The organism is Dyadobacter crusticola DSM 16708 (assembly GCF_000701505.1).
GTDB lineage: Bacteria > Bacteroidota > Bacteroidia > Cytophagales > Spirosomataceae > Dyadobacter > Dyadobacter crusticola.
In genome coordinates, this window is the sequence record NZ_JNJB01000007.1 from 410,877 (window position 1) to 436,932 (window position 26,056).

Annotated in this window: 27 protein-coding genes; 18 read left to right on the top strand and 9 right to left on the bottom strand. The window is 47.7% G+C overall.

The features are described from left to right. Window positions 1-2: 2 nt before the first annotated feature. Entirely contained in the window at window positions 3-947 is a 945-nt protein-coding gene (locus Q369_RS0112245) for an L-histidine N(alpha)-methyltransferase (RefSeq protein WP_031528102.1), read from the top strand. A gap of 57 nt (window positions 948-1,004) precedes the next feature. On the opposite strand, the gene Q369_RS0112250 is transcribed toward Q369_RS0112245, so the two are convergent. Next, window positions 1,005-1,292 (bottom strand): hypothetical protein, encoded by a 288-nt coding sequence (locus tag Q369_RS0112250; RefSeq protein WP_031528103.1) that lies wholly within the window; start codon window positions 1,290-1,292, stop codon window positions 1,005-1,007. 233 nt (window positions 1,293-1,525) lie between these two features. On the opposite strand from Q369_RS0112250, the gene Q369_RS0112255 reads away from it, so the two are divergent. Together Q369_RS0112255 and Q369_RS0112260 are read left to right on the top strand one after the other, a co-directional pair. Continuing rightward, on the top strand, window positions 1,526-2,044 hold the full coding sequence (locus Q369_RS0112255; RefSeq protein ID WP_031528104.1) for a DinB family protein: 519 nt from the start codon (window positions 1,526-1,528) through the stop codon (window positions 2,042-2,044). Window positions 2,045-2,215: 171 nt separating this feature from the next. Then, window positions 2,216-2,845, top strand: a complete 630-nt coding sequence (locus Q369_RS0112260) for a hypothetical protein (protein ID WP_031528105.1) — start codon at window positions 2,216-2,218, stop codon at window positions 2,843-2,845. A 3-nt stretch (window positions 2,846-2,848) separates the two neighbouring features. Here the strand turns inward: Q369_RS0112260 and Q369_RS0112265 are convergent, their stop codons facing one another. Next, window positions 2,849-4,222, bottom strand: coding sequence for a TlpA family protein disulfide reductase (locus Q369_RS0112265; protein ID WP_031528106.1), 1,374 nt, complete (start codon window positions 4,220-4,222; stop codon window positions 2,849-2,851). Window positions 4,223-4,409: 187 nt separating this feature from the next. Here Q369_RS0112265 and Q369_RS0112270 point away from each other — a divergent pair, with 187 nt between their 5' ends. From Q369_RS0112270 to Q369_RS0112295, 6 genes are all read left to right on the top strand, one after another. Further along, a complete protein-coding gene (locus Q369_RS0112270; protein WP_205624313.1) occupies window positions 4,410-5,744 on the top strand; it encodes an MFS transporter in 1,335 nt (444 codons plus the stop codon). Between the two features lie 73 nt (window positions 5,745-5,817). After that, entirely contained in the window at window positions 5,818-6,135 is a 318-nt protein-coding gene (locus tag Q369_RS27670; protein WP_229206817.1) for a VOC family protein, read from the top strand. A 100-nt stretch (window positions 6,136-6,235) separates the two neighbouring features. After that, window positions 6,236-6,658: a secondary thiamine-phosphate synthase enzyme YjbQ gene (locus Q369_RS0112280; RefSeq protein WP_031528108.1), complete on the top strand. Its 423-nt coding sequence runs from the start codon at window positions 6,236-6,238 to the stop codon at window positions 6,656-6,658. A 168-nt stretch (window positions 6,659-6,826) separates the two neighbouring features. Next, window positions 6,827-6,988: a hypothetical protein gene (locus tag Q369_RS29005; protein WP_157488162.1), complete on the top strand. Its 162-nt coding sequence runs from the start codon at window positions 6,827-6,829 to the stop codon at window positions 6,986-6,988. A gap of 55 nt (window positions 6,989-7,043) precedes the next feature. Beyond that, window positions 7,044-7,322 carry a hypothetical protein gene (locus tag Q369_RS0112290; RefSeq protein ID WP_031528109.1) on the top strand — a complete coding sequence of 93 codons (279 nt, stop codon included), beginning with the start codon at window positions 7,044-7,046 and terminating at the stop codon, window positions 7,320-7,322. A gap of 73 nt (window positions 7,323-7,395) precedes the next feature. Next, the gene (locus Q369_RS0112295; RefSeq protein ID WP_035333357.1) at window positions 7,396-7,791 is read left to right on the top strand and encodes a DoxX family protein; all 396 of its coding nucleotides are present in this window, start codon (window positions 7,396-7,398) and stop codon (window positions 7,789-7,791) included. 32 nt (window positions 7,792-7,823) lie between these two features. On the opposite strand, the gene Q369_RS0112300 is transcribed toward Q369_RS0112295, so the two are convergent. Then, window positions 7,824-8,807, bottom strand: a complete 984-nt coding sequence (locus tag Q369_RS0112300) for a GlxA family transcriptional regulator (protein ID WP_031528111.1) — start codon at window positions 8,805-8,807, stop codon at window positions 7,824-7,826. Window positions 8,808-8,926: 119 nt separating this feature from the next. Between Q369_RS0112300 and Q369_RS29475 the strand changes: the two genes are divergently transcribed. Both Q369_RS29475 and Q369_RS0112315 read left to right on the top strand, forming a co-directional pair. After that, complete coding sequence (locus Q369_RS29475; RefSeq protein ID WP_229206818.1) at window positions 8,927-9,910, top strand: DinB family protein; 984 nt, start codon at window positions 8,927-8,929, stop codon at window positions 9,908-9,910. A gap of 50 nt (window positions 9,911-9,960) precedes the next feature. Next, window positions 9,961-10,443, top strand: a complete 483-nt coding sequence (locus Q369_RS0112315; RefSeq protein ID WP_031528113.1) for a TlpA family protein disulfide reductase — start codon at window positions 9,961-9,963, stop codon at window positions 10,441-10,443. A gap of 8 nt (window positions 10,444-10,451) precedes the next feature. On the opposite strand, the gene Q369_RS0112320 is transcribed toward Q369_RS0112315, so the two are convergent. Beyond that, window positions 10,452-11,828, bottom strand: a complete 1,377-nt coding sequence (locus tag Q369_RS0112320) for a mandelate racemase/muconate lactonizing enzyme family protein (protein WP_031528114.1) — start codon at window positions 11,826-11,828, stop codon at window positions 10,452-10,454. A gap of 124 nt (window positions 11,829-11,952) precedes the next feature. On the opposite strand from Q369_RS0112320, the gene Q369_RS0112325 reads away from it, so the two are divergent. The 6 genes from Q369_RS0112325 (at window position 11,953) to Q369_RS0112350 (ending at window position 19,525) form a co-directional block, all read left to right on the top strand. Then, complete coding sequence (locus Q369_RS0112325) at window positions 11,953-12,807, top strand: polysaccharide deacetylase family protein (protein WP_035333397.1); 855 nt, start codon at window positions 11,953-11,955, stop codon at window positions 12,805-12,807. A gap of 113 nt (window positions 12,808-12,920) precedes the next feature. Further along, window positions 12,921-15,479 carry a TonB-dependent receptor gene (locus Q369_RS0112330; protein WP_031528116.1) on the top strand — a complete coding sequence of 853 codons (2,559 nt, stop codon included), beginning with the start codon at window positions 12,921-12,923 and terminating at the stop codon, window positions 15,477-15,479. Window positions 15,480-15,528: 49 nt separating this feature from the next. After that, the gene (locus Q369_RS0112335; protein ID WP_031528117.1) at window positions 15,529-16,245 is read left to right on the top strand and encodes an outer membrane lipoprotein-sorting protein; all 717 of its coding nucleotides are present in this window, start codon (window positions 15,529-15,531) and stop codon (window positions 16,243-16,245) included. Between the two features lie 196 nt (window positions 16,246-16,441). Next, complete coding sequence (locus Q369_RS0112340) at window positions 16,442-17,089, top strand: response regulator (RefSeq protein WP_031528118.1); 648 nt, start codon at window positions 16,442-16,444, stop codon at window positions 17,087-17,089. A 103-nt stretch (window positions 17,090-17,192) separates the two neighbouring features. Further along, window positions 17,193-17,552: a BlaI/MecI/CopY family transcriptional regulator gene (locus Q369_RS0112345; protein WP_031528119.1), complete on the top strand. Its 360-nt coding sequence runs from the start codon at window positions 17,193-17,195 to the stop codon at window positions 17,550-17,552. Between the two features lie 20 nt (window positions 17,553-17,572). Further along, complete coding sequence (locus Q369_RS0112350; protein WP_031528120.1) at window positions 17,573-19,525, top strand: M56 family metallopeptidase; 1,953 nt, start codon at window positions 17,573-17,575, stop codon at window positions 19,523-19,525. A 64-nt stretch (window positions 19,526-19,589) separates the two neighbouring features. On the opposite strand, the gene Q369_RS0112355 is transcribed toward Q369_RS0112350, so the two are convergent. Beyond that, window positions 19,590-20,378 (bottom strand): mechanosensitive ion channel family protein, encoded by a 789-nt coding sequence (locus Q369_RS0112355; protein ID WP_031528121.1) that lies wholly within the window; start codon window positions 20,376-20,378, stop codon window positions 19,590-19,592. 175 nt (window positions 20,379-20,553) lie between these two features. Here Q369_RS0112355 and Q369_RS0112360 point away from each other — a divergent pair, with 175 nt between their 5' ends. Next, window positions 20,554-21,156, top strand: coding sequence for a hypothetical protein (locus Q369_RS0112360; protein ID WP_031528122.1), 603 nt, complete (start codon window positions 20,554-20,556; stop codon window positions 21,154-21,156). Between the two features lie 27 nt (window positions 21,157-21,183). On the opposite strand, the gene Q369_RS0112365 is transcribed toward Q369_RS0112360, so the two are convergent. From Q369_RS0112365 to Q369_RS0112380, 4 genes are read right to left on the bottom strand one after another with little or no spacing between them, the layout of a single operon-like run. Beyond that, window positions 21,184-22,227, bottom strand: a complete 1,044-nt coding sequence (locus Q369_RS0112365) for an AI-2E family transporter (protein ID WP_031528123.1) — start codon at window positions 22,225-22,227, stop codon at window positions 21,184-21,186. A gap of 44 nt (window positions 22,228-22,271) precedes the next feature. After that, window positions 22,272-24,512, bottom strand: a complete 2,241-nt coding sequence (locus Q369_RS0112370) for a xanthine dehydrogenase family protein molybdopterin-binding subunit (protein WP_031528124.1) — start codon at window positions 24,510-24,512, stop codon at window positions 22,272-22,274. Between the two features lie 15 nt (window positions 24,513-24,527). Further along, on the bottom strand, window positions 24,528-25,547 hold the full coding sequence (locus Q369_RS0112375; RefSeq protein ID WP_031528125.1) for an FAD binding domain-containing protein: 1,020 nt from the start codon (window positions 25,545-25,547) through the stop codon (window positions 24,528-24,530). Further along, window positions 25,540-26,049, bottom strand: a complete 510-nt coding sequence (locus tag Q369_RS0112380) for a (2Fe-2S)-binding protein (protein ID WP_051664038.1) — start codon at window positions 26,047-26,049, stop codon at window positions 25,540-25,542. Before Q369_RS0112380 ends, Q369_RS0112375 begins: the two co-directional genes overlap by 8 nt. Window positions 26,050-26,056: the final 7 nt, after the last annotated feature.

A 26,056-nucleotide genomic window follows, 5' to 3' on the forward strand; every position in this document is an offset into this window, starting at 1 on the left:
ATATGTCAGAGAATTCATTCGCAACAGATATACACATTGGCCTTACAGCTCCATTAAAGCACGTTTCCTCCAAATATTTCTACGATGATATAGGCAGCGGGATTTTTCAGGATATTATGAAAATGCCTGAATATTATCCCACACCCTGCGAGTTTGAAATCCTGTCGCTGCAAGGAGAACAAATCTTCGGAAAGCTCGGATTTAGCAAGCCTTTCAGCGTTGTTGAATTCGGTGCCGGCGACGGGGTAAAAACGAGGCAGCTGCTCAAAAAGCTGATCGAGAACGGCGCTGATTTCTCCTATATCCCGATTGATATTTCAAAAAAAGCGATAGATGAACTCGTCGAGAACATGCGTGTTCATTTACCTGATCTCAAAATTGCGCCGAAAGTAGGCAACTACTTCTCGATGATGGAAGAGCTGTCAGTTTCAAATACCCCGAGCCTGTTTTTGTTTTTGGGCGGAAATATCGGGAACTATGAACAGGAACAGGTTAAAGGTCTGCTTTCAGATTTCCGTCGCAATATGAAGCCGGGCGACAAGCTGCTCACAGGGTTCGACCTTCAAAAAAATCCGGCTACGATCCGCTGCGCCTACGACGATCCGAAGGGAATTACAAAGGCTTTTAACATCAATTTGCTGCACCGTATTAACCGGGAGCTGGGCGGAAATTTCAATACCACCCAATTTGACTTTTACTCCCACTATAACCCGCTTAATGGAGAAGTGCGGAGCTACCTGGTTAGCTTATCACCACAAAAGGTTTTTGTGAAGGAAACCAACCACACCTATTCCTTCGAGCGGAACGAGCTGATCTGGACTGAGCTTTCCAAAAAGTATACACTAACGGAAATCGAGCGTGTTGCTGCTGCGAATGGATTTACCGTTATTGAACATTTTCTGGATTGCAAACATTATTTCAGCGACAGTCTCTGGACATTAGCCTGACCGTAAAAAAAGCAGGCTCCTCGTAGAGCCTGCGCTTGTATTCAAAAAATCGCTTCGTTAACGCGACACAAATTTGTTGAACCTGCTTTCCTTACCATCAGCTGTTTTATCCTGATATAAGAATTGAAGGTTGCTTTCGTCAAACTTCTCGAAAAACTCCTCCCAGGTAATTTCTTCCAATTTCCCTTCGCCACTATATCCGGGAAAATCGATACGGAGAATGCCGGTGTGTTCGTCTTTATCGCCTGTACCTATAACGGTCGAAGGTTTTCCGCCGCGTTTTTCAACCCAGGCTTTGATTTCTTTGTGATCTGTTGTGCTCGATGAAGTGCTTTTAGTAGCCATGATCTTCGTTTTTGGTTTATGCCAGAAAGAACTAAAAAACTGTGCCCCCACAACCCACACTGCTCACCTGCCGGATTGGGTCACATTGATCCTTCGAAGAGACGCATACGCTTCGTTTCAGAACTTAATTTTGACATTATTTTACCTAGTCAAAAAGCTGCTGACATACTGCTGTCACTCCGCCGCATTTAGTTTGTACTGTAACAAAAAACCACAACAAAACTGAATTAGACATGGAAACAAACAGCATTCAGACCGGCGAAGTGAACACACAAACTCCCATTATCACGCAAGAGGAACTACGCGTACATTGGCAGGGGCATCGCAAGCTCACCAGAAGAGCGATCGAGGCTTTTCCTGAGGAGCAGTTCTACAATTTCTCTATTGGTGGAATGCGCACATTCGCGCAGTTGACTATGGAAATGATCGTTCTGGCTGCACCGGGAATTCGCGGGATCGCATTCGGCGACTGGACTTTCGGCGAACCAAAAATGGATTTCTCTACACCTCCGCCCGCTACAAAGGAGGAAGTACTTGCATTGTGGGACCACATTACCGAATACATTGATCTGCTTTGGCCACAAATCCCGGCTTCCCGTTTTCGTGAAACTGATAAAGCCTACGGAATGTACGAAGGGACAGTTCATTCTTTGTTCATGTATATCATCGACAATGAAATCCATCACCGGGCCCAGGGATATGTGTACCTCCGCGCATTGGGGATCGAGCCGCCGGCTTTCTGGGACAGATAATATACTATTAGCCAGATAATACACTTCCAGCCGCAGATCAGGAACTGCCGCTTGCAGTCCCTGATCTGCCGGCTGGAAAATGAATATTAGGGATCGCATATTTTTCTGGAATAATTTTAGTACTTACCTTCGTACCAGTAAGTTCGACACAATTATTTAAAATCCGGAACAATGAAAAACACACACCTGGCTGTGGCAATCTCCATCGCGTTTCTTGCTACTGTCAACGAGACATTTGCACAGAACAGGCCTGCTCCGACTGGTCAGGTACCACGGGCCTATTCCGGCCAGCAACAAGGTGCTTCCTCTTACTCAGGATACCAGCCGAGACCAACCGGCCAGATTGCACCGGCTGTTCCGGGACAGTCACCAGCTAACTTACCGCGTCCTGCCAATACCAACCAGGTACAAAGCCTTGGGTTTGAGCAATCCAATGCGGACGTTACCGCTGAGGGCCAGGTACCAAAAGTAAATTCCAACCAGGATCCGCGGACTTTCCCGGAAAGATATCAATCGACTACCACAAATCCGGTAGAACAAACGATTACGGTTCAGGGCGCGCAGATGTTGCCGGCGCAGGGTGGTCAGCAGGTTATCCCAGGACAAACTACGCAGACCAGTGTTACGACTCAGACGACAACAGAGCCAGCTACACAACCGGTAAACGGACAGCCGGTTCAGGGAACACAGTCATTTCCAGCTTCCAATTCACAACCGGTACAAAAGTCACCTAATCAGATTTCTTCCCAACCGCAAACGCAGGCACCCGCAGCGGGCGCTCCCAAGAGAATGGAACCGTGAGGATCAGAGAGAGGAAATACCGGAGATCTCGCGGAGCTTTTCTTTCAATGCGTTACCCCTCAGATTCTTGGCTACTACGCGCCCATCGGGACCAACGAGAACGGTAGTAGGATAGCTCTGAATATCATAAGTCTCAATCAGCTTGTTGACGCTGTCGGATAGGATCTGCGGCCATTCAAGCTGATTTTTTGCTAGAAAACGATTCAGCCTTTCCCGGCTGTCCTCTCCGACAATGCCAATAAACTGAACACGTGTTTTGTCGGTTTCCTTATAAATCTCCCGCAGCCCAGGAAGGTCTTCCACGCACGGGCCGCACCAGGTTCCCCAGAAATCTATAAAGACGTACTTCCCGTCGAAATCACTCAAAGCCAGTGGCTTTTTTGTGCGAAAATCAGTTGCTTCGAAAGGCTTAAAGCGATAGCCGCGCTGAGTTGAGTACCCGTCCAATGCAGCATCTTCCCATTGCAGACGAATTGCGCCGGTACGCCAGCTTACACCGGCAAACCTGTATTTGGTTTGATTCAGCAGGTCGCCCACTTTGATAACTTCACCTTTCGCTACGCCCCTGCCTGAGAGCCGCTTGCCATTTTCCCGATCTGCTTCGGTAAAAAGCTCCGACTCATAAAATGTGGTTCTGGCGAAATCATTATGGACCAGAATTTCGTACGCTTTGCCGCTTCGCTTCAAAGTTGCTTTTCCATGTCTTGGAATGGAATACCAGAAACTGCCCCGTTCGTCATGGTCCACAGCATGTTTGACGAGCAGGGGCAAGGTATCCTGTACGATTTCACCATTTTCGACGCGCTCGTATGCGACCCGCCAGAGCTTCTTATAGGTTCGCATGGAATCCCAGTTCATTGTTTTTCCTGTTCCAAAAAGCTTCTCTGGCTGAAAAGCAGTTTCGTCACTGAAATCGAGATTATTGTTCGTATCGATCATCACCACCGCACTTCCGGCTCGATCAATGCCGCGGACCGTGTATACAAAACATTTGATTGGCTTTTTGGAAAGTGCCAGCTCATCAGGTGTCCACTCCCACGATTTTTGCAAATCTTCATACATTTCCCGGCTGATCTTCCCTTCGTGGAAATTCTGGTAAACCACCTGGTAACCATTTAGCCAGATCATGGATTTAACAACCTTTCGCCAATCTTTTGGGATACCCTTAACCGGCCTGTAAGTAGGCACCCAGGATGCGCCGCCAGGAGTTTCCGTGGTATGCTCTTCAAACATCGCCGAATACCTGGCTTCGAAAGGGCCGTAACCTTCCTGTACCTTAACGGGCAGCTCGATTTCAGCTTCTTCCATGTCAGGATCAGACTGGCAGGAAGCAAGGCAGAGCAGCGACAAACAGCAAAGAAGTAAAAAGCGGTGCATAGCCGGCGATTTTAATTTTTTAAGAACAATTTGAATAAATTTACGAAAATGTGACAAACCAGTGACATAAGTCAAACCGATAGTGTTCAAAAACTGTCACGAATTCACCCTCTCATTGTCCTGTACTGCCTCCACTCTGCGTAACTGGCGGCGTACCTTTGCCTTAGGAACGAACATAATTGCTATTATGAAAACGTTTTATGCTGTTTTAGCCAATTCCCTGGCTGCTTCGCTGACCAATAACTTCGTTTGGTTTGCGGTCACATTCTGGGTTTACCTGGAAACCAAATCGGTCATGGCGACGTCGATTATGGCGGGTGTATACCTCGCTACTGTCGCAGTTTCAGGCTTTTTCCTCGGTTCGCTGGTCGATCGTTACAAGAAGAAAACTTCGATGATGCTGTCTGGTATAGTTACCCTGGCCTTGTACGTCGTCGCATTGCTAATTTACATTACTACGCCCGAATCGACCTTCAAGAACGATCAGAGCTTTCAGCTTTGGGCATTTGTCACGCTTACGCTCTTTGGCGCGATAACGGGAAACATCCGAACCATTGCATTATCCACCGTAGTAACGATCCTGATCGGTGAAGATGAGCGAGATAAGGCAAACGGACTGGTGGGCACCGCAAATGGCGTCTCCTTCCTCATTGCTTCCATATTCAGCGGACTGGTTATCGGATTTCTCGGCATTACCTGGATGCTGGCGCTCGCAATCGGTCTTTCTACTTTTGTAATCCTGCATTTACTCACGATTCATATCGACGAGTCGGGAGTTGTACACACGGAGCAACAGACACAAACCGTGGATATCAGGGGAACAATCCGCATTGTAGGGCTGGTACCCGGGCTCTTCGGGCTGATCTTTTTCAATACATTCAACAACTTTTTAGGCGGCGTTTTTATGTCGCTGATGGATGCTTACGGACTTTCCCTTGTGTCGGTGCAAACCTGGGGCACACTGTGGGGAGTATTGAGCCTGGGCTTTATTGCGGGCGGGCTGGTAGTGGCCAAAGTTGGATTGGGTAAAAAGCCGCTCCGGACACTCTTTCTGTCCAATATCGTGATGTGGATCATCACATTGATTTTCCCTATACAACCTTCGATCGTGCTGCTGAGCATTGGAATGTTTGCATATATGTGCCTGATCCCGGTGGTCGAAGCAACGGAGCAGACCATTTTACAAAAAGTGATTCCGCAGGAGCGGCAGGGGCGTGTTTTTGGTTTTGCACAAAGCATTGAGCAGGCCGCCTCACCTATCACTGCATTCCTGATCGGACCGATTGCCAAGTTCATTTTCATTCCATTTATGACGACGGGAGCAGGCACGCGGCTGATCGGCGGGTGGTTTGGGACAGGTACCGCGCGCGGCCTCGCGCTTTTGTTCATTGTAACGGGAGTTATGGGACTTATAGTCACACTGCTGGCCATGCAATCTGCTGCTTATCATGCGCTTTCCAAAGTTTATAAAAAGCCTGAACCCGAAATGGACAGTGACGCTGTCGCATTGCCCGGTTCCTGAGACTATTCACAACCAATCATTCCGATTATGTTCAAACCATCAAAAGCATTCAATGGATTTTCAGTTGATAACCTTGAAAAAGCAAAAACATTTTACGGAGAAGTACTGGGACTCGGAAATGCAGACACTGGAAGTAACCAGTCCGGGCGGCAATCATTTCCTGATTTACGAAAAACCAAACCACTCCCCTGCCACTTACACAACGCTTAACTTCCTGGTTTCGAACATCGAAGAAGCGGTGGCGGATCTGAAAAGCAGGGGCGTGCAATTTGAAAGCTATAATTTTCCCGGTCTTAAAACCGGCGAAGATCACATTGCGAGAGGTAATGGTCCTACGATAGCATGGTTTAAAGATCCGGCTGAAAATATCATTTCAGTTATCCAGGAATGATCTGCGCGCTAAGCCGTAATTCGCCTGCCAGAAGCGCTTTCGCAGTGACGCAGCGATGAAAACCATGTAACTTTGCGAAAATCATCAAACCCGGGAAAGCATGAAGCTATTTCAAACAGAGATCCGCCTGCGGGAAAAACGGCGGGGATTTCACCTGATCACCAACGAAATCATTCATGCTTTTCCGGAAATCGCTCAGATCAATGCAGGAATGTGCCAGGTCTTTATCCAGCATACCTCGGCCTCACTGACGATCAATGAAAATGCAGATCCGACGGTCAGAAAAGATTTTGAAATGTATTTCAACAAATCGGTACCTGAAAATGACCCGGACTACGAACACGACTATGAAGGCTCTGACGATATGCCGGCGCATTTGAAAGCTTCTTTGCTGGGCAGCTCTGTGTTGGTGCCGGTAAAGAATGGAAGATTTGCATTTGGTACCTGGCAGGGCATTTACCTTTGTGAGCACCGCGATTCAGGTGGCCCTCGCAGCCTGATCCTCACCGCCTGGGGAATATAGGGGTTGTCACAATCGCCCCCTTTTAATGTCGCAAATCACATCTCTTTTTTAGGGTATTTCGCCGTTAGTTTGTCTTAGCGAAAATGTCTGATCAGGACAGCAGCAGCTATCCTCCATTTCAGTTTGAGTAGCTATGGAAAAGACAATTGACTTTCAGGCACTTACCCGATGCATTTCTATGACGACCGCGGTGAATCGGGCGTTATGTCAGGCAGCTTCTATGGCGATTACTGGATGATCAGTTCTCCCGAACTGCGGTGTCACGGCGCATTTACGCAAAATGATGCAGTATTATCCGGTACCTGGAAGCAGTATGTGGGCAGTTCATGACGGTTTCTGATGGAGATCAGACTGGAAAAGTGGCAATAATTAACCTCGTTTTACAATGGTAGAAGTTTTCAAGACCAACGTTTCGAAACAACCTCAGGCAAACCTGATCATTGCATTGATCCAACGAACTTTCCCGGGCCACCGCGCCTCTTTTGACCTGGAAGATTGCGATAAGATATTGAGGATCAAAGCAAGAGAATGCATTTACCCTGAGCGTGTGCTGAACCTGATCAGAGATCTGGGCTATGAGGCAGAAGTACTTGAAGACGAGCTGAGCTACTTGCCTTCCATGATGGAGCTTGGTTTTCAGCCTTTCGAAACCTCTGAAAGTTGACCTCTAAGCAGCAGATACGCAGATTTTTTTGACCATTTATTATCCAATAACCTTTACTAAATCACTTAACACAATGAAGCGAACTACAATCGTTTACTGGATTCTGCATGTTCTTCTGGCCCTGCTAATGGGCGTAGGCGCTATTTTCGACCTGATTTCCGCACCGGAGGCAGTTGCGCACATTACTCACATCGGGTACCCCGCCTACATTGTCCCGTTTTTGGGATTAGCTAAAATCCTGGGTGTGATCGCCATTCTGGTACCCGGGTACCCGAGGCTCAAAGAATGGGCTTATGCCGGCCTCGCCTACGATCTGATTGGCGCGCTTTACTCGCACATTGCATTCGGCGAAGGTATAGAAACTTGGGGCGGGTTGATCGTGGGACTGATTTTGATTGCGGCAGCTTACTTTTACTATCATAAAAAAGTCAGGGAAGCTGCTCCGCTTTCCTACTCCCACTCGCTTTAACAACAAACGATCAGGCACAAAAGCGCAGTTACTCAGGCAGTAATTGCGCTTTTGTTGTATTTATTACGGTATTCAATGGGCGACAATCCAGTGATCTTTTTAAATGTACTTCGAAATGCTTTGGTGTCCGTATAGCCTACCTCGTACATCAGCTCCGTTACGTTCTTGCGGGTAACTTCAAAGCTTTTCTTAGCCGCTTCGATCTTTACGCGCTGGATATACTCCACTACCGAGTTGGACGTGGCTTTTTTAAATCTTCTTTCAAAACTACGGCGGCCGATCGCAAACATGTCCGAGAGCTGGTCTACCGTGATTTTTTCCTGAAAGCTCTTTTCTATATAATCCTGCGCTTTCCTGATTACCTCGTCTTCGTGCTCCTTTTGCCCGCTGAACATAATGAATGGCGACTGCGTGTTGCGGTCAATTTCAATCATGAAAAACTTGGTTGTGTAAATCGCCATTTCGCGGTCTATGTACTTCTCGATCAGATACACCAGCAGGTTCCAGAATGAATTTGCGCCTCCGCTGGTATACACCCGGTTTTCGTCGGTGATAATGCGGTCGTCCATCAGGTTTACGTCAGGGAACATCCTTTTGAAATCGGCAGCCGACATCCAGTGCGTCGTACAGTTGCGCCCGGCGAGTAAGCCAGTCGCCGCGAGCAAAAATGCGCCTACACACAAGCTAGCCACCTCTGCCCCATTCCGGTGCTGGGACGCAATCCAGGGGAAAAATGCTTTGTTCGCGTCGATGACAGTATCCCGGTCCCCATTCACAGCCGGAATGATCACCAGGTCTGTTTTGTGAAGCGTGTCGATGGTGGCTTCCGGACTTACCGCAAAAACGCCCGCATAGCGCTGCACTTCGGGTGTAATGCCCACCAGTTGTATCTGAAAAGCGGGCTGCCTCCCCATTGCAGCGAGAAAGTCGTTGACAAACGAGAAAAACTTGAATGGGCCTTCAATGGTACCGAGGGCAACATCACCTCTTGGAACGAGAACAGATATATGCTTCATGAATCAAAAATAGAAATTAGTATGTCGTGTTCAACCCTAAACTTGACGGCTTTGCCCCCTTTATTTCTCTCTCCCACCGGCTAAGTTTGCAATATAACTCATTAAAAGACACATCTATTATGAACACAAAACGGATTGAAGAATCGATACTGATCCAGGCTCCTGACTACCGCATCTGGCAGGTGATTACGGATAAAAGGTACAATGGCGAATGGCTGGTTGTATTTGGTATGGGAAACATCGCTGAAAGTGACTGGCAGCAAGGCAGCAAGGCACTGTTTATGGATGAATCTGGAAATGGACTTGCCGGCACCGTTGATGTGAGCCGCCCCTTTGAAGAGATCAGAATTGTTTATAACGGCATCGTGACGAAAGGTGTTGAGGATTATGAGAGTGACATCGCAAAGCAAATGCGGAATTTTGACGAAGTCTACCTCCTCAGCCGAGAAGGTGACAGTGTACGAATGCGCGTCTTCTGCGACATGGACGAAGTATATTTTGATGATCTGACGCAAGCCTGGAAAAAAGCATTGGAGAAAATCAAAGAGCTTGCCGAAAAACCATTCGGGGAAAGTGACTTGCTGGACAGTGAGACACTTGCGCAAATGCTGGAACAAGCCACCGCTGAATACCTCGTGATACTTACCTCATTTGAGCAGGATCAGGTGAATATTGTACCATTCGAAGGAAGCTGGACAGCCGGGCAAGTGACAGATCATTTACTAAAATCGGAAACTGGCTTGCCCGAGGTGATGATGGGAGAAACAGCGCCGACAACCCGGCTGATTGGTCAGATGGTGCCGGTAATCGAAGATATCTTTCTCGATTTCAGTACGCGACTGCAAGCGCCTGAGTTCAACTTACCTGACGACGGGCCCTATAACTTGGAGACGATCATCCACGCGTTCAAAGAAGAGAGGTCAGCTATCGCAGAGATAGCCCGCACACAAGACCTGTCACTTTCCTGTACCGAGTTTCCATTCCCGCAAGTGGGTGAATTCACGCGTTATGAATGGATCTATTTTGTGGTGTGCCATTCCAGAAGACACGCGCACCAGCTACGCAACATTCTTGAAAGGGTAACGGAAAAAGTTGCAGGCTAGAAGATCAAAGAATTAATATCTTGCAGATTCTTACAAAAAGAATCCAGGAAATGATACGTAGATTAACTCTTAGCTTTTTCATGTTTGCGGCTGTTTCAGCAGCGTTCGCACAATCGGTACCTAACAAGATCGCGCCCTTTCAAATGCGGCTCACCAGCGGGCAGCAGTATTCGTCCGCGCAGCTGGCCAAAGGACCGGCAGTACTGATCTACTTTTCACCGGACTGTGAGCACTGCCAGGATTTCACCAAAGACCTGATCAAGAACTACCAGACAGTAGCTGACAAGCAGGTAATTATGATCACATTTCAGTCAATGGATATGCTGAAACCATTTGTAACGCAACACCGTCTGGCTAGCTACCCCAACTTCAAAGTGGGGACGGAAGGAACATCTTACCTCGTACAACGCTATTACGGGATCCGTTCTTTCCCTTACATCGCGATCTACGACAAAGCGGGTAACCTCGTGAAAACGTACGAAGGCGAGCAGCCGCATGCCGAGATTTTCAAAACGTTGAGGCTCGTTAAATAACGCCTGACTCAGCTGATGGTTTCAAAAAGCGCGTCGTAATGTGCGGAGGGCGCAAGTATACCGCCGCTCTCCGCATAGAACGATGCGTCTGTAAGGTATACCCCTTTTTGAGTCCGCGTCCACGTGCTTTCGGCTTTGGGATGGTAGCTCATCAGCTTTTCCCAGTTCTTATAATACTGATGTCCGTTTGTCTCCTGCAAGCCCACCGACATGCCGGGAAAAGGTTGCAGCCTTGCAGCCACATTCTTGTTCCAGTCGACTAGTATCGGGCTCACAGTCAGGTCGGCGCAAAAGCATGGTACCTTTTTCTCGTAGGCAAGCTGGGTGATTTTCATCGTCATACTAAGCGTTTTCGCAATGGCTTTGACTGCAATTGCAGAATAGCCCAGCTCGATCCGCCGCGCGGCATCTTCCACGGTGTGCGCACTTTCGTCGGCTGCTACTCTTACCCCCAGGTCCCCCACAAACGCTTTATTCGCCTCTTCAAAGGGTTCTTCAATCACGGCTATCTGATCAAATGCGCCTATCTTTTTGGCATGATCCAAAAAGCGCAGTAATGTTTCCTTTTTCTCATACCGGCCATTTGCGTCAAAGTAATATGGTATTTTCCCGTCTTTGGTGTAAGGTGTTTCAAAATGGCCGATTGCTTTGTGTACCGCGGTAAGAAACGCGATATCCTTTTCGATCATCTCCTGCTGGGTACCAGGTGCACCGGTTTTCAATTTCATGATAAAATAGCCTTCGTCAGCCGCCTGCCTGATCCGCTCGGCTGTGGTACCAACGCTGAAAGAAGGGATACTTGCCACTTTTTCGTGCCTGTACGAAAGTCCGGGCTTGTAGGCAGCGGGTACCAGCTCGTCAAATTGCTTCAACCCGTTTTCCTGCGCATACAGCAGCCACGCGGCATTATCGACACAAACTAATGCATTCAATGCAAATGTCTTTCTCAGATCAGGGTTGCCCGTGATTTTCTTTCCGTATGCCAAAACCTCCGGTAGCATATCATCGAGCAATGTAACAGGGTCTGAAAATGAGGTACCTTTGAGCATTTGCAATGCGCGCTCACTCATGGCGTACATCAATGCATTGCCCGCACTTTCTGAATGTGCCGCGAACACCTTGGAATCTGACCAAAGTACACCCTGCGTGCCCATTCCAACCTTCCGAATGCCCGAGTCGGATTCAAGCATGGCAATAGCCTGCCAGCTGTCTGTGATCGCGCTGCCTTTGAAACGATATGGATTAAGCGGCTCGCGCTCGAAATTAGAACTTACCTTACTGATCTTAATCTTTTTCATGGTTGCAGGTTTAGTATGCAAAGTGGGTCCCGTTACCCCGGCTGCAGCCAGCGTGATCGCAGATTTGGTAAACTCTCGTCGGTTCATTTTGCGCAGGTTTAGCTTGGAGTTAGTCAAAGCACCTACCAGCCAAAATCTCACGATTGCCGGCGGAGGTTAGATCCGCGGATGGCTGCGCTTTGACTAGAAAATGCTTCCGACCATTCCCGATATGAAAAACAAATTTTACACAATCCTGCTTTTACTCGTTTCCATTTCGTGCATTGCCCAGCAAAGTAATCCGCCGCGGCTGATCGTGCGCGGTGATGATATGGGCTATTCGCATTCGGGAAATGTAGCACTGCTGAAATGCTCCAAAGAAGGTATCCAGACATCCATTGAGGTGATCGTACCCTCTCCCTGGTTTCCGGAGGCGGTGAAAATGCTGCAGGCGAATCCAGGTATCGACGTCGGCATCCACATTGCGCTCACCAGCGAGTGGGACAATGTGAAATGGCGCCCCCTATCCGACTGCCCGAGCATCCGGGATGAAGACGGTTACTTTTTTCCGATGGTGAGACCAAACAAGAATTATCCCAAAAGATCCATCATTGAAAATGACTGGAAGCTGGCCGACATTGAAAAAGAAATACGCGCGCAGATCGAAACTGCATTGCGGAAGCTTCCGAACATCAGCCACATATCTGCACACATGGGATGTACCAGCCTCAGTCCGGAGGTAAGGGAATTAACAAAACGCCTGGCCAAAGAGTACAAGATTCCTCTTGATGCAGAACCTGCTAACCTGAGCTATGCTACCTACGACGGCCCGAAAAAGACTTCTGACGAAAAAATACAAAGCTTTATCAAGATGCTCGGCAAGCTGGAAGCCGGCAAAACTTACCTGTTTGTAGACCATCCCGGCTTGGACGATGCGGAGCTGCGGGCAATCAGTCACATCGGGTACGAGGATGTAGCCGCAGACCGACAGGGTGTAACTGATGTTTTTACGAGTGAGAAAGTGAAGGCAGCGATCAGGGAGAAAGGTATTCGCCTTATCGCGTATAAAGACCTGGCAAATCCATAGGGATCGCCCATCGGCGGCAACGCTGCATTTATCCTGCTTATTTCGGCCTTCGTCATATTTTATTTTCCGGCGGGAAGTTTCTGTCGCATTTTTATGCTGTTAATAACAAACCCATGAAAATGTTAAGACTTCTGCTCGCTATTACCATCATCCTGGCTTCACTTCAAACCCCTGCATTTGCCCAATTTCCAATAGGCGGTAGTGCAAAGCCCAAAGCGCTCCCCGGTACTGCCGGCGACCAGGCTCCCAAAGGATCAGCCCGGATCAGCGGATCTGTTGTAGATTCAACTTCTTCGCAAGGAATCGAATTCGTGAGCATTGCCCTTTATAATAAGAAGAGCGGGCAGGCTATCGACGGAACTGTGGCCGACGAAAAAGGAAAGTTCGCTCTGACTAAAATTATGGAAGGTGACTACAAAGTCCTGCTTTCATTTATTGGCTACGGCGATAAAACCATCGACAACATCAAACTCGCAAAAGGTCAGGAACTGGATTTGGGTACCATTAAAATGAGCTCAAATACCAAAACGCTGAATGAAGTAACGGTAACTGGGCAGGCTGCATTGATCGAAGAAAAGGTAGACCGGCTGGTTTACAATGCAGAAAAAGACATTACCGCAAAAGGAGGTGACGCAACTGACATTTTGCGCAAGGTACCGCTGCTGACTGTTGATCTCGACGGAAATGTCTCTTTACGCGGTAGCCAGAATATCCGCGTGTTGATCAATAACAAACCAAGTACCATTATTGCCAACAGCGTGGCAGATGCATTGAAACAAATCCCTGCCGATCAGATTAAAAGCGTGGAAGTGATCACAAGTCCGTCAGCCAAATACGATGCGGAAGGTTCGGGTGGTATTATCAATATTATTACCAAGAAGAACAGCTTGCAGGGATTGAACCTGAATGTGGATGCGGGTGTAGGGAACAGAGGATCACTGCTCTCATTGAACGGAGGTTACCGCAAGGGAAAAGCCGGTTTTACGATCGGCGGCTTCGGACGGGGCATGTACAATACCATTGCAAAAACAACGCTCGAACAAACCAGCGTAGTTGAGAATGTAAGCACAGTAACACGGCAGACCGGCGACGGCAGCAGCAGGGGCTTATTTGGCAACTATAACCTGGGATTTGACTACGATATCGCTAAAAACCAGAGCCTTACAGCAGGTGTGAAATACGGGGTACGTAATTTCAGCAACCAGCAGGATTTGATGACGCGCATTACGAAAACGGGTGAAACAGACTTCAATTCACGGCGCGATGTGGATGCACGTAATTTGTCGGGGACTGTTGATGTCAACCTGGATTACCTGCACACTTTCAAGCCTCAGCAGGAATGGAGTATTTCGACCTTGTACAGCCGGAATGACCTGACTAATGATTTTGACGCCAATATCCTGAATGGAAGCAATGAGCTTACTTCCCGCCAGCGTAACCTGAACAAAAACCTGAACCAGGAATTTACATTTCAATCGGATTACCAGACCCCTATTAAAAAGAACCAGCTTCTGGAATTTGGTGGAAAAGGTATTTTCCGTCAGGTAAACAGTAACTACAACTTTCTGATTGCGGAAGCGACCGGCGATTTCCGGCCTGAAACAGATCAGCCTTCGGGAGAATTGCTTTACCACCAGAATATTGCGGCAGGTTATACTTCCTATACTTATACCACCAAGTCGCGGTACACATTCAAGGGAGGCTTGCGTTATGAGCATACATTTATTGACGCTAGTACCAATGAAGGCACTGTGGGTGTAGGTAATTATGGCGTGCTGGTACCCAGCTTCAATGCATCGAAAACCATTAAAGGAACTACGGTGAAGCTGGCTTACAACAGGAGGATACAGCGCCCTGGCTTGCAGCAGCTTAACCCGAACTTTAACTCTGCTAACCCGCAAAATATTACAATCGGTAACCCGGAGCTGCGTCCTGAGCTGACGAACAATTTCGAGGTTGGTCTTTCCAAAAACATCAAGAAAACATTCGTGAATGCGACGTTCTTCGGACGAATCACCAACAATGCGATTTCACAGGTACGCCAGCCCTCCGATACCCTGGCAGGCGCAATCGTGACGACCTATGAGAACATTGGAAAGCAGCACGCCTACGGTACCAACATTTTCGCAAACGTAGCAGCCACTTCCAAAATCAACTTCGGTGTATTTGCCAACGTTTTTTATACCAAGCTGACGGGACAAACGATCGGACAGAATGGAAAACCTGAGGAGCTGACCAACACCGGCTTCAACGTGAGCGGAGGAGTGTTTTCACAGGCTACTTTCAAAAATGGCTGGGGCGCGCAGGCTTTCGGGTTTATGCAGGGTAACCAGGTACAGCTGCAAGGAATGCAGGGTGGATTCGGTTTCTATACCGTTGGAGTTAAAAAAGAGTTTGGTAACAAAAAAGGAAGCGTGGGTATCGCAGCTGAAAACTTCCTGAGCAAACGCTTCAAAATGCATACGGAACTGAACTCGATCCAGTTTAATCAGGTGAATGACGTTTATCTTTACAACCGCGGTATCCGCCTGACTTTTACGTATAAGATTGGTAAAATGACAATGGACGCTCCGAAACGTAAAGCGAAATCTGTTAACAACGATGATGTGAAAAGCGACGGCGCGCAAGGTGGCGGCGGCGGTGCTCCTGCTGGCGGCGGCACTCCTAAGTAGGCTTTATTTCCTTTTATTTATCTCAATGAAAACCAATAAAACTTCATATATGAAAACGAACAAACTTTTCCTGGCGATTGCAGCGACAATGATTTCAGCGGGTTCATTTGCCCAAACTGTCGATGAGATCGTTGACAAGCACGTGGCCGCATTAGGTGGAATGGATAAGATCAAGGCGATCAATACACTGGTTACAGACCGCTCGCTGGCCGTGCAGGGAATGGAAATTCCGAACAAGACCACCCTTGTTGTGGGCAAAGCGGTGAGAAATGAATCCACTGTAATGGGTAATTCAATGGTACAGGTTGTTGCTGATTCGAAAGGCTGGATGATCAGGCCGACAATGATGGGCGGCACCGGCGAACCAGAGGATATGCCGGCAGACCAGCTGAAACAGCAAATGAGCTCGCTCGATCCTTTTGGCGGTTTGGTTGGCTACAAAGAAAAGGGTAACAAGGTGGAGCTCATCGGAAAAGAGCAGGTTGACAAAAAAGATGTATTTCACTTGAAACTGACTACGCCCGAGGGACAGGTTGTCGATGAGTACGTGGACGCAAATACTTACCTGATCACGAAAGTGAAAGCAACCATGAACGGACAGGAAGGCGAAATTGAATTCTCGGACTACAAAGAAGTGCAGGGAGTTAAATTTCCCAATACAATGGACATTTCAAACCCGCAGATGGGAACAATGTCATTCATAACCAACAAAATAGTAGTGAACACGCCAGTTGATGAAGCGATCTTCAAAAAACCGGTAAAATAGCTTTTTCAAATCCCAAGAAAAAAGCGTTGCGCGAGCAGCGCTTTTTTTTTGTGCGTGAATCGTAAATAGTTGTATAATTGCAGAAGGTATTGAAGAAATTATTACGTCGGAATTGAAGAAATAGTACGCATTCCTGCCCTCCTCATAAGCATTCGCGCTCGACAGCCCTAAAACACAGACTTGTCCCTTAGCATAGATGAAGCAGATTTTACTTGTTGAAGATCACGCTATAGTAAGACTGGCTACTAAGTTCCTCATACAGGATCTTCTGAACCCGGTAACAGTACATGAAGCAGCTTCATTTGGCGAAACCCTGGTACAGGTTGCCGCACACCCGCTTGACCTTGTGTTGCTGGATATCAGTATACCTGACGGCGAAGGTTTCAATATGGTACCCCGGATCCGGGAAATCCAGCCTAAGGTTTTGATCCTCGTGTTTTCCAGCCTGGAAGAACAGATTTATGCGCTGCATTACATCAAGGCGGGTGCAAACGGGTTTCTCTCTAAAAATTCCTCCCAGAATGAGATCCGTAAGGCGATTACTTCCATGCTTGAAAATGGACATTATCTGAGTGATGCGGTACAGCAGCAGCTTCTTCGCAATACGCTCGAAAGCAAAGCAAGCTTTGAAAATCCGCTCGAACAACTCTCCCAGCGTGAGCTTGAAGTAATGGATATGCTCATCGACGGCTACTGGACCAAAGAAATCGCGATCCATTTGAACCTGACCGAAAGTTCTGTCAGCACCTACAAAGCGCGGATTTTCGAGAAGCTGAATGTAACTACGTTGATCGAAATGTTTAAAAAAGTGCAGTTCTACAAGGCCCAGCACGCGGGATACTGATACTCTAGCCACCCTCACGCAGCCCATTTTTCTTATAAAGAAATTCATTCTTCTGTTGTATATATCTACGAGACTTTCGTAGATTTACGAAAACCTCGTAACAATGGACAGACTAACACAACAGGAAGAAGATGCCATGCAGGCAATCTGGAAAGTAGGTGAAGGGAGCGTCAAGTCATTTATGTCTGAAATGGCAGCTCCGGTTCCACCTTATACTACACTGGCTTCTACCATTAAAAATCTGGAAAAGAAAGGCTTTGTTGGCAGCCGGCTGGTTGGGAATGTAAATCTGTATGCACCGACAATCACAGAAGAAGCCTACAAGCAACGATTTATGGGAAATGTGGTCAAAGACTATTTTGAAAATTCCTATAAAGAGCTTGTCAGCTTTTTTGTACAAAAAAATAAGATTTCAGCGGAAGATCTTAAAGAAATCATCGGATTGATCGAAAACAAGAAATAGCAGCCTAAACCTTTTCTGCCATGTCGCCTTTATTCGAATATCTCATCAAACTGTCGGCCAGCCTGGCTGTCGTCGCGATTTTCCACTACCTGTTTCTCCGCCGGCTCACTTTTTACAACCTCAACCGCATTTACCTGCGGTTCTATTCCCTGCTCTGCTTTGTTGTTCCATTTATCAGCATTGAAGCAACAGTCGAGCGCATTCCGGCGATAGGTAACGCAAGTGTTTTGAAGCAAATGCCGGTGGTTTCTACAATCCAGCAGCCGCAGGTTACAGCCGGAACCGTGCAGCCGATGAATACTGCAGAATTCGATATTGAAACCTGGATTTTCAGATTGCTGGTCGCTGGTATGGTGGTGATGCTGGGGCGTTTGTTATTGCATATCGTTGCTTATGTGAGAATATTGCGGCAGGCGCAACTGGTTTCAGATGAAGACGTTCGCATTTACCATATAGAGAAGAAAATCAGTCCGTTTTCGTTCGGTAATGCAATTTTCTACAATCCTGAAATGCATAGCGAGGCGGAGCTGGCAGAGATTATTTTACATGAGTATATCCATGTGCGGCAGCGGCATACGCATGATGTGATCTGGGGAGAAATTCTCTGCATTCTCAATTGGTACAATCCATTCGCCTGGCTGATCCGGCACGAGATCCGGCTCAACCTGGAATACATTGCGGACCAATGCGTTCTGGAAAATGACGTGGATGCGAAACAATATCAGTACCTGCTGCTCAAATGCGCCGGCGGGCCGGACTTCCGGATATCCAATGCATTCAACATCTCTTCATTGAAGCAACGGATCGTGATGATGAACAAAAAACGTTCTTCGCGGATCTTCCTGATCAGCTTTGTGTTGGCCATTCCGCTGCTCGTCGGTTTGCTTATCTTTTTCGGGCCGGGCAAGGCAACGCAGGAAGAAGATCCGTTTACGATGTTCTTGCAGGACAGCAAGGGAAATTTACGAGAGCCAAGCGTTTTATCAAAGGAGATCCACGCAGCCGGGCTGATCCTGGAAGCACGAACCGGCAAGCCGCTGGCGAATATTCCACTTGAAATATCAAGATATGGAAAGCACATCAAAACAGTGAAGACAGACGCGCAAGGTTACTACTACGCCTTGCTTCCGGCCAAAACCTCGAATGTAGGATTCGACCCGAAGAAGTTTATGCCCAACAGCTATACAATCTCCTATGAGGGCGGCAAGTTCAGTTCGTTTAGCTTATCGGAATTCCCGATTTATGATACTTTCGATATGGGTTCTTTCTGGGTTGTTTTCGAGAAGGAGGGCCTGGGAGGCGTACAGTTTTATTCTGTTAACAAAAAACCACTTCTCACCACGTATAACGGGAACAATATCGAAACAGAAATAAGAGCTTTTATAAAGAGCAGCGTATCGCCTTTTTTAGCCGAGCATAATCTCAGAGCTGAGTTCAAGGAAAAGGTCGCTTATCCCACCGAAGTTCTCACCAAGTATAAAAATGGACTTTTTGACAGAAAGAAAACGCTGGTAGGCTACGACGGGCACATTAAGCTGTACCTGGATGGTAAGCCGGCCACTTACAAGGAAATCAATGAAGCCTTTCAAAACTATCCCTACATGCTTGATGAAACGAAAGAACACCGTGACTGGGAGGAAAACGGACTATATAAATCCATCGCTTACCTGACTTTCGATCTGTATAAAACGCCTCCACCGGCTAAGCTGCTCGCGAACAATGTAGAATGGCATCGCATTGAAGATTTTGATCTGGACAAACTAGAAAAGGAAGCTTACTTCCTGGATGGATTCCGTCAGATTTTTGGAGTGGGCAGCAACCTGAGGCCGCTCAAAAAAGAAATCCGCAGAATCGCGTTGTTCAAAGGTAGGTTGGCCAAATACTACGACCCAAAACTGGAACGTGTCTGGTGGATTGAGACGCGGCCAGAGGCGGAAGTTTTTGAGAGGCCTGATTTGGCGTTAGCTCCTTAGTTATGCCACGAATGCGCGATTGAGTTTCGTGAACATTCGCGCATTTGTGGCATTCAAAGATCAATTAAGGCATACCAGGAAGCTTCAAACCCGAACTCCTCAGTCCTTCCATAATCTGCTCCTGGATTTCCATTTTGGTATCAACAAAACCGTGTGCATTGAGCCACACGTTGATCATTACCTTGTATCCGTCCGGCTCAATGGAGGATATTCCAATGCGTCTTTCGGGGATTTTCAGGGCACTTTGAGCACGATCCAGTACATCGTTGATCGTATTTTTAACTGTCTGGAACTCGATTGCATTGCTGAATTTAAGCTCCACATCCAGCCGCCTGCTCCCCGATCCGCTGATATTGATGATCACTTCATTTGAAAGCTTGCTGTTTGGAATTACAACCATCCGGTTATCAAAAGTGTTGACGATCGTGTAAAAGATCTTGATCGCCTGCACGGTACCCTCCTGCCCCTGCGCCAGTATGTTATCCCCCACTTTAAAGGGTTTCAGAAGTAAAATGAGGATACCACTTGTAAAATTCTGCAACGTACCCGATAACGCCAGACCAGCCGCCACACCAACCGCACCGATAATGGCGGCGAAAACGGTCATCTGTATACCGATAATCTGCATTACGGAAATGATCAGCAGCACACGTAACACCGTGACCGTCAGACTGAGCAGAAATGGCGTAAGCGATGGATCTACTTTGCGGCGATGGAGGTGATTGGTCATCCATCGTGACAGCACTTTAATCAGCCAAAAACCGATAATCAAAACAGCGATCCCCAGCAGGAAAGAAGGGCCCGTGCGCAAAATCCAGGCATAAGCCTGATTATAGAATTGTTGAAGCTTCATTGTTTATAGTGGGTTCTTTTCACAGATAAGCCGAAACTTAAAAATCCGTTCCAAGCCCGCATTCTGCCTTTTCAAATGCCCGTACGTTTCTGCATGGCATATTTTTTGAAATAATAAATAAGCATTGACGAACATGAATCGGCAATGCTTCAACTTTAAACTAACAGAGCAGAATATGGAACCCGACAGAAAAAAAGGAAAGATTGGAACATACATCATCGTTGCATTACTGATTGCAGCGACTACTGGCCTGGCCATTCATTTCTTTACACCGGAGCCTGTGGATGTTGCTTCCAATGAAAATATGACGCTATTTATCAAAAATAAAATCATTGATATTGACCAGAAGCTAAGCAAAGGTGAGGATGAAACGGATATCGCGACAAGACTTTCATGGCACAAATCCAACACCGCACTTTACAATGAAGTGAAAGACGTTAAAGACGAAACGATCAATGCAGAAAAAGAAGAGTTGAAGCAGAAGATTGTGAAAATACAGACAAAAGAATTTCCCGAATTACGCAATGCGTATGTGGATTCCAAAAAGGAAGTATTAGGTCAGGAGCACATTGACATTTCATTGTCCGGTGAAAAGAACGACGTGCTTACTTTTACCGGCGAAATGTTTGAGCCGAAGAAAACCCAGAAGGATTTCATGAAAAACATCCGGGATATCGTATACGATCTGCGATTCAAGAAAGTGGTTTACAAATGGTCTGAAAATAAGAGCGACATTGCAGACTATGAGATAGCGTCAAAAAGCGACACTGAAATTTAGGAGTAATTCAAACCGGCAAAAGCCGACTCAGTTTTTAGCTGCGTCGGCTTTTTGCATTTCAGAAGTTTCGCCGAATTCGGTTTTATATATTTTGATCAAAAGCAAAAGGATACTGATCATCAGCGGGCCGAAGATAAATCCCCAGAAGCCAAAAAGACGCAAACCCACAATTAACCCTAATATCGTCGTGACCGGATGCACATCCCCGATCTTTTTCAGGAAACTAACCCGGGCGAGATAATCAATATTACCTACTACAACACCGCAGTAAATAGCCAAGCCGATCGCTTTCCCATTATCGCCTGTTGAAAACATAAAAATCACAACGGGTAACCAGATCAATGCGGTACCTATTACAGGGAAGAATGCACAAATGCCAGTTACCAATCCGAGCAAGACAAAATCTTCTACCCCAAAAATCCAGTAACCCAGCACAGCGACAACGCCCTGTATGATCGAAACAAGCGGAATCCCGATCGCATTCGCCCGCACCATACTGATCGTTTCGTCTGCCAGCAGGTCTATGTTTTTACGGTTTAAAGGAATGAACTTCCGCACATTCTTTTCCATCGTATGACCATTGGTGAACATAAAAAATGCCAGGAACAAAATCATTAGCAAATTTCCGAGCATTGTAGCAGAGCTGTTCAGGACGCCGGGAATAATGCCACCTACTTTTTCCCTTACATTGGAGATTGCATTCTTCGTAAGCAGGTCCTGCCCGGTCCATTCTTTCAGCTGCTTGGAAACCGCGTCGAACGCCTGGTTCACTTGCGTCGGATCTTTAATGATTGCCTCGACTTTGGTATAAACCATTTGAAGGGAAAAGTAAATGGGCGCTACAATGCAGGCAAAGAACAAAGTCATGAAAAGCAGCGCAGTCAGGCTTTTGTTCCAATTCTTCCTGACGGTTAAATAGAAATAATACTTCCTGCAAAGAATATAAAGCGTAAGCGCGCCGAGGAATCCCGGGAAGAAGATGTAAAGCTCTTTGAAAATAGTGATGGCAAGCGCAATTACAATGATTAAATAGAAAACCTGCCTCAACCTGAAATTAAAATCGGGAACCATGTACTTTGAATTTAGTTACTGCAAATACCTTTCTATTACGCGTGTTAAAGCAGCGAATCAAAATGGATAGGTAACTGGTTGATCCGCTTGCCCGTGGCGTGGTAAATCGCATTGGCGATGGCAGGCGGCATTGCCACAAGACCGATTTCGCCGACTCCCTTGACCCCCAATGCGTTTACAATCTCATCATTTTCTTCAACAAAAATCACATCCAGCTCATGAATATCCGCGTGTACCGGTATATGATATTCGGCGAGGTTCTGGTTCATGTATTTACCCAGGTTGTAATCCTGGATCGTTTCTTCACGAAGCGCCTTGCTGATTCCCCATATCATCCCGCCGAGGATCTGGCTGCGCGCTGTTTTCGGATTGATGATTTTGCCGGCAGCAACAGCCGTTATCGCCCGGGTCACATTCACGATCCCGAGCTGCTCGTCCACTTCCACCTCCACGAATGCGGCACTGTGGGTAGCACGTGAGTATTTCTTTTGTTTCAAAAGCGAGGGCACCGAAAACTTCGAAACCTTGATCGGCTTCCCTCCATTCGCTTCAATAATTTCCAGGAAAGATACCGACTTGGAGCGGTCGCTTTGCAGAAAGATCCGGCTGTTTTCAAACACAAGGTCCTTAAAATCAGCTTTACTTAGCGCTGAATCCTTCATTTTTTTAGTGATCGAAAATAGCTTTTTCTTCAAAGCAGCGACTGCAACTTTCACCGCCGATCCTACTGTTGAAACCGTAAAAGAACCGCCCTGAATGGGCGCAAAAGGCTTTTTACTATCTCCGTACAGGAATTCAACGTCTTCCATTTTCATCCCGAGCTCGTCTGCGGCGATCTGCGTCATGACGGTCAAGGTACCTGTCCCAATATCTGTGACGGCGCTGTTCACTCTCAGCTTCCCGTCGGTAGTAAGGATCGCATCCGCATTGGCTGGCAGCTGATTAGCCTCCCAAATGCCCGTCGCCATTCCGTACCCGACCAGCTTATTGCCGCGTCGCATACTGCGCGGCTCCGGGCTGCGCTTGTCCCAGCCGAATTTCTCGGCTCCCTGCAAGTAGCATTGCCGAAGCTCTTTGCTGCTGTAAGGCCGGTTGAGGCTCACATCATCGTCCGAGTAGTTGATCAGGCGGAGTTGCAGTGGGTCGATTTTAGTCTTGTACGCCAGCTCATCCATCGTACCTTCGATCGCGTGCATTCCCGTGCTTCCACCGGGCGATCGCATATCGAGCGGACTGTATACATCCAGCTCCACAAGTTTGTATTGCATCAGGGTATTTGCCGCCGGGTAAAGCATGTGCGACCAGTTCACCACCACTTCGGTATAATCCTCAAAACGCGACGTTTCTCCTATCGCCAGGTGGTTCATTGCAGTCACCTTACCGTCCATATCTGCGGCAAACCGCGTGTGCTGAATGGTAGGCGGCCGATGACCGAAAGTAAACATCTGCTGCCTGTCCAAAGTCACCAGTACCGATCTTTTCAGTTCCAATGCCGCCATTACAGACAAGAAAAGCTGGTACTGCGGCCGCAAAGCCGAACCGAACGCCCCGCCTACGTAAGGCGATATCACACGCACGTTCTTGTATTTCAAGCCAAAAATATTGGAAACATAGAGCTGGCTGTTGATCGTACCCTGCGTTTTATCGTAAATGGTCAACTTGCCTTCGCCTTCATAAATGGTGGTTGTGGCAAACAGTTCCAGGGGATTGTGGTGTTCGGTACCGTGGTAATATTCAGCTGACACCTGCGCAGGCGACTCCTGATAAGCTTTCTCAAATTTGCCTTTAGGCTTTGCCGGAAGTGGTTTCAGCATTGTTGCCATTCCGATCTTAGGAGCGCGCGCCTTCGAAGCTTCTTTCTTCAAATCTGTTTCAAATGCCTCTTGCTCATAGACTATATCAACAAGCGTAGCCCCGTACCGTGCCAACTCGAAAGTTTCGGCAACTACCAGTCCGATCGGTTGTCCGTTGTACAATATCTCTTCATCCTGCAAAGGCCGGAACGGCGAACCCGGAGGCGCATCCATATCTGCATACTGCAGGTCAAACCACGCCAGCGATGGCCGGTTTTCGTACGTAAACACTTCCAGTATCCCTGGTACCGCTTTGGCGCGGCTTGTGTCCAGGCGCGTGATCTTGCCTTTGGTGATTGTGCTGTTGATTACGTATCCATATAGCAGACCGGGCGCCTGATAATCGCCTGAATATTTGGCTGTGCCGGTTACCTTAAGTTGGCCTTCCAGCCGGTTCAGCGGCTGGCCAACTTGTTTTTGAGATGGTTCCATTGTTGATGTATAAGGTTAAGCAGAAGGCAACGCGCCTGGTACTTGCGTTTCAGGATGCAGCGCCATCATTCCATTTCGCATAATGGCCCTTTTCGCTAGCTCAATTTTAAAGTCATTGTATTGGTAACCCTGCGCGCCGCTGAGTATAATATCGGCTGCCTGGGCGAAATTTGCTTCCGTAGCTGCTTTACCAACCAGAAAATCCTCGGCCTCGGGCACGCGCCAGGGCTTATGTGCTACCCCGCCGAGCGCAATCCTCGCGCTGCTGATCACATCTCCTTCCATTTCCAGACCGGTTGCTACCGAAACCAATGCAAATGCGTAAGAATTACGGTCTCGCAGTTTGAGGTAAGAATAGTTTTGTGAAAAACCCAGCGGCGGCAGGTCGATGCTGGTGATGATCTCGCCGGGCAAGAGGTTGTTGTCCAGCTCGGGTGTATCTTCCGGCAAACGGTGAAAGTCAGCGAACGCGATACTTCTGGGACCACCTGGTCCTTCTACATTGACGATCGCTCCCAGCGCAGCAAGCCCGATGCACATATCCGAAGGGAAAACGGCAATGCAATGCTCGCTCGTTCCGAGGATCGCCATAATGCGGTTATACCCCGGAATTGCCGAGCAGCCTGAGCCTGGCTCGCGTTTGTTGCAAGGTACATTGGCGTCATAAAAATAATAGCAGCGCGTGCGTTGCAGCAGGTTACCTCCATTGGTAGCCATATTCCTGATCTGCGCGGATGCGCCTGCGAGTATTGCCTTTGAAAGCAATGGGTATCGCTGTTCAACCAATGGGTGCCAGGCAGTATCGGCATTCGTGGCGAATGCGCTCAGGCGGAGCCCGCCATCTTCTGTATCGGTGACCGGGTCCTGGCTTCCTGCCTTGTTGATATCTATAAGTGTAGTCGGGTGGGCAAGGTCGTACTTCATGAGATCCAGCAGGTTTGTGCCGCCTGCGATGTATGAAGATTGATCGCTTCCTTCGGATTTGCCGATCGCATCCTGGATGTCCTCAGCTTTAAGAAAATCGAAGTTATTCATGAGCGCCCTGGTTTTGAACCTCCATAATGGCGTCGATGATATTGGTGTTGGCGCCGCAGCGACAGAGGTTTCCGCTCATCAGCTCTTTGACCTCCTCGCGCGTTTTGGCTTTTCCTTCCTTCATCATGCCGATCGCACTGCATATCTGTCCGGGCGTACAGTACCCGCATTGAAATGCGTCGTGCTCGATGAATGCTTTCTGTAAGGGGTGCAAATCGCCTTCCGGCGCGACGCCTTCGATCGTGGTGATCTCCGAACCGTCTTTCATCATTGCGAGTGTCAGGCAGCTGACAATCCGCTTTCCATCGCATATCACAGTACACGCACCGCATTGTCCGTGGTCGCACCCCTTTTTCGTGCCTGTAAGCCCCGCGTAATCCCGTATTGCATCCAGTAAACTGACCCAGGGAAGCAGGTTTAATTGTACCGGACTGCCATTTACTTTCAAGCTGACCTGTCCACTTTTGATCAAACCTGGCTTTTCTACAATTTCAGTTAACATGGTGAGT